General features: G+C 62.1%; 11 protein-coding genes. 7 read left to right on the top strand and 4 right to left on the bottom strand.

The window, feature by feature from the left end; all coding sequences use genetic code 11:
* Positions 1-37 precede the first annotated feature (37 nt).
* On the top strand, positions 38-1,405 hold the full coding sequence (locus PSH90_RS15840; RefSeq protein ID WP_305380984.1) for an NAD(P)-dependent oxidoreductase: 1,368 nt from the start codon (positions 38-40) through the stop codon (positions 1,403-1,405).
* Positions 1,406-2,680, top strand: coding sequence for an NAD-dependent dihydropyrimidine dehydrogenase subunit PreA (gene preA / locus PSH90_RS15845; RefSeq protein ID WP_076563397.1), 1,275 nt, complete (start codon positions 1,406-1,408; stop codon positions 2,678-2,680).
* A 202-nt stretch (positions 2,681-2,882) separates the two neighbouring features.
* On the opposite strand, the gene PSH90_RS15850 is transcribed toward preA, so the two are convergent.
* Entirely contained in the window at positions 2,883-3,503 is a 621-nt protein-coding gene (locus tag PSH90_RS15850; protein WP_024013291.1) for a TetR/AcrR family transcriptional regulator, read from the bottom strand.
* A 90-nt stretch (positions 3,504-3,593) separates the two neighbouring features.
* Positions 3,594-4,616 (bottom strand): hypothetical protein, encoded by a 1,023-nt coding sequence (locus tag PSH90_RS15855; protein ID WP_305380985.1) that lies wholly within the window; start codon positions 4,614-4,616, stop codon positions 3,594-3,596.
* 280 nt (positions 4,617-4,896) lie between these two features.
* Here PSH90_RS15855 and PSH90_RS15860 point away from each other — a divergent pair, with 280 nt between their 5' ends.
* Entirely contained in the window at positions 4,897-5,178 is a 282-nt protein-coding gene (locus PSH90_RS15860; RefSeq protein WP_110601006.1) for a hypothetical protein, read from the top strand.
* A 51-nt stretch (positions 5,179-5,229) separates the two neighbouring features.
* On the opposite strand, the gene PSH90_RS15865 is transcribed toward PSH90_RS15860, so the two are convergent.
* Positions 5,230-5,436 carry a hypothetical protein gene (locus PSH90_RS15865; protein WP_041480862.1) on the bottom strand — a complete coding sequence of 69 codons (207 nt, stop codon included), beginning with the start codon at positions 5,434-5,436 and terminating at the stop codon, positions 5,230-5,232.
* Positions 5,437-5,680: 244 nt separating this feature from the next.
* Between PSH90_RS15865 and PSH90_RS15870 the strand changes: the two genes are divergently transcribed.
* The 4 genes from PSH90_RS15870 to paoC all read left to right on the top strand — a co-directional run bounded on the left by PSH90_RS15870 (position 5,681) and on the right by paoC (position 11,477).
* Positions 5,681-7,435, top strand: coding sequence for an L-lactate permease (locus PSH90_RS15870; protein WP_041480863.1), 1,755 nt, complete (start codon positions 5,681-5,683; stop codon positions 7,433-7,435).
* Between the two features lie 270 nt (positions 7,436-7,705).
* A complete protein-coding gene (gene paoA, locus PSH90_RS15875) occupies positions 7,706-8,329 on the top strand; it encodes an aldehyde dehydrogenase iron-sulfur subunit PaoA (RefSeq protein WP_150741064.1) in 624 nt (207 codons plus the stop codon).
* Complete coding sequence (locus PSH90_RS15880; RefSeq protein WP_305380987.1) at positions 8,326-9,282, top strand: xanthine dehydrogenase family protein subunit M; 957 nt, start codon at positions 8,326-8,328, stop codon at positions 9,280-9,282. Before paoA ends, PSH90_RS15880 begins: the two co-directional genes overlap by 4 nt.
* On the top strand, positions 9,279-11,477 hold the full coding sequence (gene paoC / locus PSH90_RS15885) for an aldehyde oxidoreductase molybdenum-binding subunit PaoC (protein ID WP_305380989.1): 2,199 nt from the start codon (positions 9,279-9,281) through the stop codon (positions 11,475-11,477). The genes PSH90_RS15880 and paoC overlap by 4 nt, the downstream gene beginning before the upstream one ends.
* Before the next feature lie 324 nt (positions 11,478-11,801).
* Here paoC and PSH90_RS15890 read toward each other — a convergent pair whose 3' ends face one another.
* The gene (locus tag PSH90_RS15890; RefSeq protein ID WP_056789169.1) at positions 11,802-12,278 is read right to left on the bottom strand and encodes a cupin domain-containing protein; all 477 of its coding nucleotides are present in this window, start codon (positions 12,276-12,278) and stop codon (positions 11,802-11,804) included.
* Between the last annotated feature and the right edge of the window lie 51 nt (positions 12,279-12,329).

Consider the following 12,329-nt stretch of genomic DNA (forward strand, 5'->3'; position numbering starts at 1 on the left):
AGAGGCAGCACCTCAATTAGCCATGAGGCCATGAACCGTGATCGAGACCCTGAACCACCTTCCCCACCCGCACGAAAGCGCGGCCGCCCTCGCCGGCCATTTCACTGATCTGGCGCCGCCGCTCAATGCCCGGCAGGCGCATCTGGAAGCCTCGCGCTGCCTGTATTGCTACGACGCGCCTTGCGTCAATGCATGCCCCAGCGAAATCGATATCCCGTCGTTCATCCGCAACATCCATCAAGACAACGTCCAAGGCGCGGCGCAGAAAATCCTGTCGGCAAACATCCTCGGCGGCAGTTGCGCGCGGGTCTGTCCGACGGAAATCCTCTGCCAGCAGGCCTGCGTGCGCAACAACGCGCAGGAATGCGCGCCGGTGCTGATTGGTTTGCTGCAACGCTATGCCGTGGACAACGCGCATTTCGCCGAACACCCGTTCCAGCGCGCCCCGGCCACGGGCAAACGGATCGCCGTGGTGGGCGCCGGGCCGGCCGGGTTGTCTTGCGCTCATCGCAGCGCAATGCACGGGCATGACGTGGTGATTTTCGAAGCACGGGAAAAGGCCGGCGGGCTCAACGAGTACGGCATCGCCAAGTACAAACTGGTCGACGATTACGCGCAGAAGGAGCTGGACTTTCTCCTGCAGATTGGCGGGATAGAAATCCGCCACGGCCAGAAACTCGGTGCAAACCTGACCCTGAGCGAACTGCATCAGCAGTTTGACGCGGTATTCCTCGGCCTCGGCCTGAATGCCAGCAAGCGACTCGGTCTGGCCCACGAAGACGCGCCGGGCCTGCTCGCCGCCACCGATTACATCCGCGAACTGCGCCAGGCCGATGACCTCACGCAGTTGCCCTTGGCTGAACGCTGCATCGTTCTCGGCGCTGGCAACACCGCGATCGACATGGCCGTGCAAATGGCCCGCCTCGGCGCGCGCGACGTCAATCTGGTGTATCGCCGTGGTGCGGCAGACATGGGCGCCACCCACCATGAGCAGGACATCGCCAAAGCCAATCAGGTGCGATTGCTGACCTGGGCGCAGCCGGAGCAAGTGTTGCTTGATGATCAGGGCCGCGTGCGCGGCATGCGTTTCGCCCGCACCGATCTGGTTGAAGGCCGTCTGCAAACCACCGGAGAAACCTTCGAGCTGGCTGCCGATGCGATCTTCAAAGCGATCGGCCAGAGCTTCGATGACAGCGCTCTCAGCGATCCGTTGGCGCGCGAACTCAAGCGTCAGGGCGAACGCATCGCGGTCGATGAACACCTGCGCACCAGCATCCCCGGCGTGTATGCCGGCGGCGACTGCACCAGCCTCGATCAGGACCTCACCGTGCAAGCAGTGCAGCACGGCAAACGCGCCGCCGAGGCGATCAACGCTCAACTGATGCTCAACGTGGAGGCTGCGTAAATGGCCGATCTCTCGATAGTCTTCGCCGGTATCAAAGCGCCCAACCCGTTCTGGCTGGCTTCCGCGCCGCCCACCGACAAGGCCTACAACGTGGTCCGCGCCTTCGAAGCGGGCTGGGGTGGCGTGGTCTGGAAAACCCTGGGTGAGGATCCGGCGGCGGTCAACGTTTCCTCGCGTTATTCGGCGCATTACGGTGCCAATCGCGAAGTGCTGGGCATCAACAACATTGAACTGATCACCGACCGCTCACTGGAAATCAACCTGCGCGAAATCACCCAGGTGAAGAAGGATTGGCCGGATCGCGCGCTGATCGTGTCGCTGATGGTGCCGTGTGTCGAGGAGTCGTGGAAACACATCCTGCCGCTGGTCGAAGCCACCGGCGCCGACGGCATCGAACTGAATTTCGGCTGCCCCCACGGCATGCCCGAACGCGGCATGGGCGCGGCGGTCGGCCAGGTGCCGGAGTACGTCGAGCAGGTGACACGCTGGTGCAAGACGTACTGCTCGCTGCCGGTGATCGTCAAACTCACCCCGAACATCACCGACATCCGCGTCGCTGCCCGGGCGGCGCATCGTGGTGGCGCCGATGCGGTGTCGCTGATCAACACGATCAACTCGATCACCAGCGTCGACCTGGACCATATGGTCGCCCTGCCCACCGTCGGCAGCAAAAGCACCCACGGCGGTTATTGCGGTTCGGCGGTCAAGCCGATTGCGCTGAACATGGTCGCGGAAATCGCCCGTGATCCGCAGACCCAGGGCTTGCCGATCTGCGGCATCGGCGGCATCGGCAGCTGGCGCGACGCGGCGGAGTTCATGGCGCTGGGCAGCGGCGCGGTGCAGGTGTGCACGGCGGCGATGCTGCATGGTTTCCGCATTGTCGAAGAGATGAAGGACGGCTTGTCGCGGTGGATGGACAGCCAGGGCTACGCCAATATCGCCGAGTTTTCCGGGCGCGCCGTGGGCAACACCACGGATTGGAAGTACCTCGATATCAACTACCAGGTGATCGCGAAGATCGACCAAGAGGCGTGCATCGGTTGCGGGCGTTGCCACATTGCTTGCGAAGACACGTCACACCAGGCGATCGGCAGTTTGAAACAGGCCGACGGTACGCATAAATATGAAGTGATCGATGAGGAATGTGTGGGCTGCAATCTGTGCCAGATCACCTGCCCCGTGGCCGACTGCATCGAGATGGTACCGATGGAAACGGGCAAGCCGTTTCTGGACTGGAATCATGATCCGCGCAACCCCTATCACGTTGCAGTCTGAAAAAAACCCTCACCCTAGCCCTCTCCCAAAGGGAGAGGGGACTGATTGGGGGATGCTGACAAACTTCGCCGACCTGAAAGAGTTGTTGTGAATCCATAATCGACACGGTCTTTCAGGTCGATGTACCTCTCAATACACCTCGGTCGGCCCCCTCTCCCTCTGGGAGAGGGCTGGGGTGAGGGTAAGCCCTTGATGGTGCTCTTCAAGGCTCCAGCCCGATCCCGCGCAAAATCACACCTGTCACGGTCTGCACCGCACGCTCGAACTGCATATCCGACAACGGCTGGTGATCATTGAGAATATTCACCTGATGATCAAAGTCGGCGTAGTGCTGGGTCGACGCCCAGATCATGTACAGCAAACCCGACGGCTCCACCGGCAGGATCCGCTTGTCCTCGACCCACTGGCGAATCTTCGCTTCCTTCATCTTCGCCCAGTCATACAGGCTCGCATCCAGCGCTTCGCCCAGGGTCGGCGCGCCGTGGATGATCTCGTTGGCCCAGACTTTCGAGCCATAGGGCCGGCTGCGCGAATGATTCATCTTGGCGCGGATGTAACTGCTCAGCACCACGCGCGGGTCGTCGAACATCTCGAAGCACAGCGCGTCCTGCTTCCACACTTCCAGCAGATCGAACAGCACTGCGCTGTAAAGCTCGCTCTTGGTGCTGAAGTAGTAATGCAGATTGGAACGCGGCAACTGCACTTCGGCAGCGATGTCCGCCATGGCGGTGCTGCCGAAGCCTTTTTCGGCGAAAACCTTTTCCGCCGCCAGCAGGATTTTCTCGACGTTACTGCGGCGAATCTCGATCTTGTGATTGCCCATGTGGGCTCCCTGACAACAGCGTTGCGCAAGACTAGCATCCGCTCTGATCCGGGCGCGACCGCCGCCAACAAAACTTCCCAGGTGCAGGCGCTATGGCACAGCGCTCACACCGATAGGCGTTGGTTCACTCACGCCCAAATTGCCTTCGACCTGCCCGGCCATGTGCAACGTGCCGGCCATCACGCCCGTGGTCGGATTTTGCAGCAGCTTCTGCCAGGCCTTGTCGAAGGTGTTGCCCAGGCTGCTGCGAATCAGCGCTTCACTGTCGGGGCGGTCGTTGGCCTGGATGATTGCGCGTATGCCGGCCACGCCGACCGAAATCATCGCCCCGGCGAGTTTACCCGCCGCTGCCGCCACCGCACTGGCGGCGCCGCGCGGGGCCATTTCTGCTTCGATGCGCTGGCTGGCGCGCTTGGCCACCGGGGCCATCGCCGCGTCGGTGGAGGAAATGCCCTTGGCGCCGCCGTCGGTGTGGATCTTGTCGATCAGTGCGGCGTACGCCGGGAGGGTGTTCAGCGGCTCGGTGCTGATGACTTTGAACAGCGAAGCATCCCGCGCCGGCGGCGGGCCGAGGGCGATGGCCGGGATCTTCTGCAAGCGTCCGTTGAGCTGCGCAATCGGCACACCGTGACGCTGGGCGATGAGCGGCATCTGCTGCGCCATCAACTGCGCATAGAACGCCGTGGCCTGCGCCAGAATCGCATCCGGATCGATCTCCACTGCTACCGGCGCGAGGACTTTTTCCTGATATTGCTCAAGCAGATACGCCGCCAGCCGTTTCGCCGAAGCGTCCTGCTCACCGCCGGCGCTGATCGTGTACCAACTGACCTTCATCGACAGCCATTCCTGGGTCCAGTAGCTGCTGAACCAAGGGATGAAATTTTCTTCAGTTTGCTGATAGACCCGAGTGCGCCAATGTTCCATCGAGCCACGGGCGAACAGCTTGACCTGCTCGGTGGCCTGTTGCGATGCGCTGAGGATCTCGCGGTCGATCTGCTGCCAGGTTTGCGCCGACACCACCACCGCCTGCGGCGCGCTCACCGGCGCCCGGGCCGAAGTGGCGCAGCCGGCCAGCAGAAACAGTGCGGCAACGACCAGCGCGCGCGGGTTCACGGTGGCGGTGTCCTTTGGCTTGGGGAGGTGCAGGTTTGAGTATAGGCAGGTCAGTCGATTTCGATGCTGAAGGTTCCGGCCTCTTCGCGAGCAGGCTCGCTCCCACATTTGAAATGTGTTGCACCTGTGGGAGCGAGCCTGCTCGCGAAGGCGCCATCAGCAGCACCGCAAACCTCAACCATCACCACCATCGATATCCACCATCGCCACGATTGCCTTCCGCCCTCCCATGATGAAAGGCACGATTGACTCATCCGAAACACAACGAGGCGTTCACATCATGATCCACACCCAAGTCACCCTCTCCGTGAGTTTCCCGGTGTTCGGCAGCAACTACTACCAACAGCACGTCGTGCCGCGCAAGGCGCAGACGCTGGTGTTCAACAAGGATTTCGACGATCTGCTGATGCCCGCCGCCAGCAATCATTTCAGCAATGAAGTGGTCGGCCTCAACGATCAGTTCCGTTTTCTGAGCGACATACTCGCCACCCATCTGCTCGATCACGAGGCCTCGGTGCCTGCGCGATCCCGCGTCCAGGCGAACGCTCGTTTTTTCAACTGAAGGCTGATGCACAGAGGGCGTTCCTTTAACGGGAACGCCCTCTTCATTCAATCAGTCATCATCGCGATCACGGTGATAACGATGGCCATCGCGGCGGTCGTCATCGCGGTCGTCCCAACGCCGATCATGGTCGTAATAGCGGCCGTGGTCGCGGTCGTAGTGCCGGCCATGCCGGTGGTCATCATCAAAATCCGCAATACAGCCGCTCAGCAATACGGCGGCGGTCACAGTGAGCAGCATCGTTGTCGCTTGCTTCATTCAACACTTCCCTAAAACCCAAGGTCTTGACGACGGAAATCGCCACGCTGCCCGCGTCTTCGGGACGCAGTGCGCGCAGCCGCAGATACGACCGGGCAAAAGCACGTTGATTCAGTGGCCACTATCGACCGTTGGTCGGCCCGTTCGCCATGCCCGAACGGCGGCGGAATGCCACCTATACTGCTTGCAACCAACCCCCATGCAATGGATCTGCGCCCTCAATAACAATAAGCAGAGGTGGACCATGGTCTGGCAGCAAATCTACGACCCGTTCGGCAACCCGGTGCTCTCCACGCTGATGGCCGCAGTGCCGGTGGTGGTGATGCTCGCGGCGCTGGCGTTCTTTCACGTCAAGGCGCATCTGGCGGCGCTGTTGGCGCTGGCGTCGGCCCTGCTGATCTCGATTTTCGCCTTCGACATGCCAGCGGGCATGGCCGGTTCGGCGGCGCTGTTCGGCGCGGCGAATGGCTTGCTGCCGATCGGCTGGATCGTCCTCAACATCATCTTTCTGCATCGCCTGACCACCGAAAACGGTTCGTTCAAAGTGTTGCAGGATTCCCTCGCGCGCATCACCGATGATCGACGTCTGCAATTGCTGCTGATCGCCTTCTGTTTCGGTGCGTTCTTCGAAGGCGCGGCAGGCTTTGGCACACCGGTGGCGGTGACCGGTGCGATTCTGATCGGCCTGGGTTTTTCGCCATTGGCCGCATCGGGTCTGGCGCTCATCGCCAATACCGCACCCGTCGCTTTCGGTGCGCTGGGCACACCGATCATCACCTTGGCCAAAGTCACCGGGCTGGACGAGATGGAGCTGTCGATGATGGTCGGGCGGCAGTTGCCGTTCTTCTCGGTGCTGGTGCCGTTCTGGTTGATCTGGGCGTTTGCCGGGTGGCGCAAGATGCTCGAGGTGTGGCCGGCGATTCTGGTGGCCGGGGTGAGTTTCGCCATCCCGCAATTTCTCGTGTCGAACTACCACGGGCCGATGCTGGTGGACGTCATCGCTGCGCTGATTTCCATGGCCTGTCTGACGCTGTTCCTCAAGGTGTGGAAACCGGCGACCATCCACACCTCGGCAGCGTTGTCCGGTCGCGTCGACAACTCCAAGGTCGACGAAGAAACAGTCACCGCCAGCGCCGCGTTCAGCGATCAGGCGCGTCCGGCAGTGATGCGTGCGTGGATGCCGTGGATCATCCTCACGGTGTTCGTGTTTGCCTGGGGCACGCAGGGTTTCAAGAACATGTTCGATACGCGCCCGGTGATCGACCCGGTCACGCAGTCGGTCAAGCTCGACCCGCAAGGCAAACCGGTACGCGAGGCCAATCCGATCTTCGCCCCGGCGGTGACCTTCACCGGTCTGCATCTGCAAATAGAAAAAGTACCGCCGGTTGTCGCAGCGCCGAAAGCCGAGGAAGCGATTTACAAGTTCACCTGGCTGACCGCGACCGGCAGCGGGATCTTGCTGGCGGCGATCGTTGGCGGCTTGCTGATGGGTTATTCGATCCCGCAATTGATCAAGCAGTACCTGCGCACATTGTGGGTGGTGCGGTTTTCGCTGATCACGATTGCGGCGATGCTCGCGCTGGGCTTCCTCACCCGCTATTCGGGACTGGATGCGACCATGGGCCTGGCGTTTGCGGCGACGGGGATTTTCTACCCGATGTTCGGCACGCTGCTCGGCTGGCTGGGGGTGGCGCTGACTGGTTCCGATACCGCGTCAAACGTGCTGTTTGGCGGATTGCAGCGGGTAACGTCGGAACAGCTGGGTATCAGTCCGGTGCTGATGGCGGCAGCGAACAGTTCCGGTGGGGTGATGGGCAAAATGGTCGACGCGCAGTCGATCGTCGTCGCCTCCACCGCGACCCGTTGGTACGGGCATGAGGGCGAGATCCTGCGTTACGTGTTCTTCCACTCGATCGTGCTGGCGATTCTGGTCGGCGGGCTGGTGACGTTGCAGGCGTATGTCGCACCGTTTACCTCGATGGTGGTGGGTGGGCCATAACTGCAAAACACAACTCCACTGTGGGAGCGAGCCTGCTCGCGAAGAGGTCGGCACATCCAGCAGCGGCTGGGTCTGACCCGACGCTTTCGCGAGCAGGCTCGCTCCCACAGGCCAATTGATGAGTTCAGCACATAACTCTTTAGCGCAAATCCGACAAAACCTTTTCCCTCCCGCTGCGGTCACTCCTTTTACGAGACTGGCATGCATGCCGGCGCGCCCGTTTGGGCCTTTTGCAATCCTGCCGCCCGATGAGAGACAAGGAATCGAACCATGCCGATTTCCCGACGCAACTTCATGATCCTCGGCGCCGTAACCGCGACGGCGTTCGCTATGCCCCCCTTTATCAGCCTCAAGGCCTACGCGGCCAGTCTGGAGCAACCGGCCATGAGTCAAGTTACCCTGCGAGTCAACGGTAAACCGCAAACCCTCGAAGTCGACACCCGCACCACCCTGCTCGACGCCCTGCGCGAACACCTGCACCTGACCGGCACCAAGAAAGGCTGCGACCACGGCCAGTGCGGCGCCTGCACGGTGATCGCCGACGGTCGGCGGATCAACTCCTGTCTGACCCTGGCGGTGATGCACGACGGCAGTGAGGTGACCACCATCGAAGGCCTCGGCATGCCGGACAAGCTGCACCCGATGCAGGCCGCGTTCATCAAGCACGACGGTTACCAGTGTGGCTATTGCACGCCGGGGCAGATCTGCTCGGCGGTCGCGGTGCTCAAAGAGATCCGCGACGGCATTCCCAGCCACGTCAGCCCGAGCCTGACCGAGCCGCCGAAGCTGATCGCCGCCGAACTGCAGGAGCGCATGAGCGGCAATATCTGCCGCTGTGGCGCTTACTCGAACATCATCGAAGCCATCACTGAAGTCGCGGAGGTGCCGGCATGAGAGCCTTCAATTACAGCCGCGCCGACTCACCTGCCGCAGCCGCTTCCCAGGCTGCGCACGTCGAAGGCGCCAAGTTCATCGCCGGCGGCACCAACCTGCTCGACCTGATGAAACTCGACATCGAAACCCCGGTACACCTGATCGACATCAACCACCTCGGCCTGGACCAGATCGAAGCAACACCCGAAGGCGGACTGCGCATCGGCGCGCTGGTGCGCAACACCGATCTGGCCGCCGACGCGCGCGTGCGCAAGGACTACGCTCTGCTCTCCCGCGCCCTGCTCGCCGGGGCTTCCGGGCAGCTGCGCAACATGGCGACCACCGCCGGCAACCTGCTGCAACGCACCCGCTGCCCGTACTTCTACGACACCCACCAGGCGTGCAACAAACGCAATCCAGGCAGCGGTTGCGCGGCGATCGGCGGGGTCACCCGGCAGTTGGGGATCATCGGCGTCAGCGACGCTTGCATCGCCACCCACCCGAGCGACATGGCCATCGCCATGCGCGCACTCGATGCGCAGATCGAAACGGTCAAGCCTGACGGCAGCACGCGCAGCATTCCCATGGCCGATTTCCACCAGTTGCCGGGCAATACCCCGCACATCGAAACCAGCCTCACGCGCGGCGAATTCATTACCGCCGTGACCCTGCCGGCGCCGGTTGGCGGCACGCACATTTATCACAAGGTGCGGGATCGCTCGTCTTATGCGTTTGCCCTGGTCTCGGTCGGTCTGATCCTGCAAAAGGACGGTACCGGCCGCGTGGCCGTCGGCGGTATCGCGCCGAAACCGTGGCGGGTCGAAGCCGCTGAAGCGCTGTTGCCCAAGGGCGCCAAAGCGATCAGCGAACGCCTGCTTGAAGGCGCGACGCCCACCGATGACAACCAATTCAAACTGACACTGGTCGAGCGCACGCTGGCCTCGGTGTTGGCGCAAGCGAGGGAAACCGCATGAAATTCGACACGCCCGCCACCACCAATCCCATCGACCGCCTGAAAGTCGTCGGCCAGCCCACTGAGCGCGTCGAAGGCCCGCTGAAAACCAGCGGCCAGGCCACTTACGCCTACGAACAACATGAAGCGGCGGCCAATCAGGCCTACGGCTTCATGGTCGATTCGGCGATCGCCAAAGGGCGGATCAAAGCCATTCATCTGGGCGAGGCCAAAGCGGCGCCCGGCGTGCTCGCGATCGTTACTGCCGAGAATGCCGGCAAGCTCGACAAGGGTGATTACAACGCTGCGCATCTGCTCGCTGGTCCCGAAGTGCAGCATTACCAGCAAGCCGTTGCATTGGTGGTTGCCGAGACCTTCGAACAGGCCCGCGCCGCCGCGCAATTGGTCAAGGTCGATTACGAAACCACCGAGGGCAAGTTCGATCTGGCCAGCGTCAAAGACCTCGGCGTCGAGCCGAAAGACGAGCTGCCCGACGTCAATCACGGCGACTTCGACAAGGCCTTCACCGCCGCACCGGTGCAGTTCGATCAGACCTACACCACGCCAGACCAGTCCCACGCGATGATGGAACCGCACGCCACACTGGCCGCGTGGAAAGGCGATCAGCTGACCGTGTGGACCTCGAACCAGATGGTCGCCTGGAGTGTCGGCGACATTGCGAAAACCCTCGGCCTGCCGAAGGAAAAAGTGCGTTTGGTCTCGCCGTACATCGGCGGTGGTTTCGGCGGCAAGCTGTTTATTCGCGCCGACGTGATCCTCGCCGCTCTCGGCGCGCGCATGGCGGGGCGGCCGGTGAAAGTCGCCCTTGCCCGCCCGCAAATGGCCAACAACACCACCCATCGCCCGGCAACCATCCAACGCATCCGCATGGGCGCCACGGCGGACGGCAAGCTGACCGCCATTGCCCATGAAGGCTGGTCAGGCAACCTTGCTGACGGCAAGGTCGAACTCGCCGCGCAGCCGAGTCAATTGTTGTACGCCGCAGAAAACCGCCGCGTGAGCATGCGCCTCGCCCCGCTCGACCTGCCCGAAGGCAACGCCATGCGCGCGCCGGGTGAAGCGCCGGGGCTGATGGTGCTGGAAATCGCCATGGATGAAATGGCCGAACAACTGAAGATGGACCCGGTGCTGTTCCGCATCGCTAACGACACTCAAGTCGACCCGGTGAAAACCGAGCGACCGTTCTCCCAACGCCAACTGGTCAAATGCCTGCAGATCGGCGCGGAGAAATTCGGCTGGGATCAGCGCAAGGCGCAACCGGGTACCCGTCGTGAAGGCCGTTGGCTAATCGGTATGGGCGTGGCGGCAGCGTTTCGCAACAACCTGCTGGTCAAGTCCGGCGCCCGTGTGCGCCTGGAGCGTGATGGCAAGGTCGTTGTCGAAACCGACATGACCGATATCGGCACCGGCAGCTACACGATCATCGCGCAGACTGCTGCCGAGATGATGGGCGTTGGTCTCGATGATGTTGTCGTGCGTCTGGGCGATTCGGACTTCCCGGTGTCGGCCGGTTCCGGTGGCCAGTTCGGCGGCAACTGCTCGACCGCCGGGGTCTACGCTGCGTGCGTGAAATTGCGCGAAGCGGTGGCGCAGAAGCTGGGACTGGCGGCGGATCAGGCTGAATTTGTCGACGGCCAGGTGCGCGTCGGCAGCAAGAGCCTGCCGCTGCGCAACGCGGCTGAAGGCGGCGCACTGGTCGGCGAGGACAGCATCGAGTTCGGTGATCTGGCCGAGAAATATCAGCAATCGACCTTCGGCGCGCATTTCGTCGAAGTCGCCGTCGATGCTGCCACTGGCGAAGTTCGCGTACGGCGCATGTTGGCGGTGTGCGCTGCGGGGCGGATCCTCAACCCGACGTCGGCGCGCAGTCAGGTCATCGGCGCGATGACCATGGGCGTCGGCGCGGCATTGATGGAAGAGCTGGCGGTGGACAAGCGTCTGGGCTTTTTCGTCAACCATGACCTCGCCGGGTATGAGGTGCCGGTGCACGCCGACATACCGCATCAGGAAGTGATTTTCCTCGAAGAAACCGACCCGATTTCGTCGCCGATGAAGGCCAAGGGCGTAGGTGAATTGGGGATTTGCGGCGTGAGCGCGGCGGTGGCGAATGCAATCTACAACGCCACCGGCGCGAGGGTGCGGGAGTATCCGATTACGCTGGACAAGATTCTTGATTCGTTGCCGGAGATGATCTGAAGCGAAAAGCCCCTCACCCTAGCTCTCTCCCAAAGGGAGAGGGGACCGATCCGGGTATATTCAGGATGTGCAGCGACGTGAAAGTCTTTCTGTGTATCCATAATCGCAACGGCAAGTTCAGGTCGATGCACATCGCAAGACACCTCGGTCGGCTCCCACTCCCCCGGGAGACGCCTGGGGTGAGTCGCATGCTGTTAGCGCACCTGCATGGGGTGCTAGGGGTCGAGTGGATTCACCACCACGCTTGCAGAATGCCGAACGTCTCGAGCATCCCCCAATCGGCTCCCTCTCCCTCGGGAGAGGGCTGGGGTGAGGGGCGCGGTTTCACTCGGTCTTCGGATATTGCTCATCACCGACCTGCTCCATCCAGTCCACCACCTTGCCATCCAGCACTTCGGCAATCGCGATATGACTCATCGCCGTCGTCGGCGCTGCCCCGTGCCAATGCTTGGCGCCCGGAGCAATCCACACGGTATCGCCCGGCCGGATTTCCCGCACTGGCTGCCCCCACTCCTGCACGAACCCTGCCCCCGAGGTGACGATCAGTGTCTGCCCCAGCGGATGGGTATGCCACGCCGTTCGCGCGCCAGGCTCAAACGTTACGGTCGCACCACTGACCCGCGCCTCGTCGGTACCTTTGAACGGCGCATCCACCCGCACCGTGCCGGTAAACCAGTCAGCCGGGCCTTTGGCCGACGGTTGCGAGCCATTCGGTGTGACCGTGACACGCGGATTTTCAGTGGCATACACCTCGCCAGCCAGCAGCGAGAGCGTCAGTGCAGAAGCAGCAATCGGGTTCATGGCTTTTCCTCCAATAAATGATGCAAGCACTGTAGCGATCCGCACTCTTTG

Origin of the sequence: Pseudomonas sp. FP1762, assembly GCF_030687105.1 — a bacterium.
Classification (GTDB): Bacteria; Pseudomonadota; Gammaproteobacteria; order Pseudomonadales; family Pseudomonadaceae; genus Aquipseudomonas; species Aquipseudomonas siliginis.